The sequence below is a fragment of the Avibacterium endocarditidis genome, from assembly GCF_965138825.1.
In the GTDB taxonomy this organism is placed as follows: Bacteria; Pseudomonadota; Gammaproteobacteria; order Enterobacterales; family Pasteurellaceae; genus Avibacterium; species Avibacterium endocarditidis.
On record NZ_CBCSDH010000046.1, the window covers coordinates 1 to 423 of the forward strand.

Genomic DNA, 423 nt, shown 5'->3' on the forward strand with positions numbered 1-423 from the left:
GGCGTTTACCACGGTATGATTCATGACTGGGGTGAAGTCGTAACAAGGTAACCGTAGGGGAACCTGCGGTTGGATCACCTCCTTATAAGACTGGATAGATGAGTGCTCACACAGATTGTGATGATTGATGTTAGACAAGCGAGAGCGAAACTCAATGTCGTATAGAGATTACCTTTATATGTAGTCCCCTTCGTCTAGAGGCCTAGGACATCGCCCTTTCACGGCGGTAACAGGGGTTCGAATCCCCTAGGGGACGCCATTTAAAGCTAATTTTTTAGCGATTTGCTCTTTAACAATGTAAAAACAAGCTGAAAACTGAAGAGACTTTCAAGCTGATGGGGGAGTGGTAATCGTGATAGAGCCATTTTCTTATTAAATTGAAAAAGTCTGAGTAAAAGGCTTACTTGAACAAAAGCAAGTAAG

At 43.0% G+C, this 423-nt stretch carries 1 tRNA gene and 1 rRNA gene; both read left to right on the forward strand.

What is annotated here, in order from left to right:
* Positions 1–85: ribosomal RNA gene (locus ACNAV8_RS11630) — 16S ribosomal RNA — on the forward strand; the annotation flags it as partial.
* Positions 86–183: 98 nt separating this feature from the next.
* Positions 184–259 (forward strand) — tRNA-Glu (locus ACNAV8_RS11635).
* The last annotated feature ends 164 nt before the right edge of the window (positions 260–423 follow it).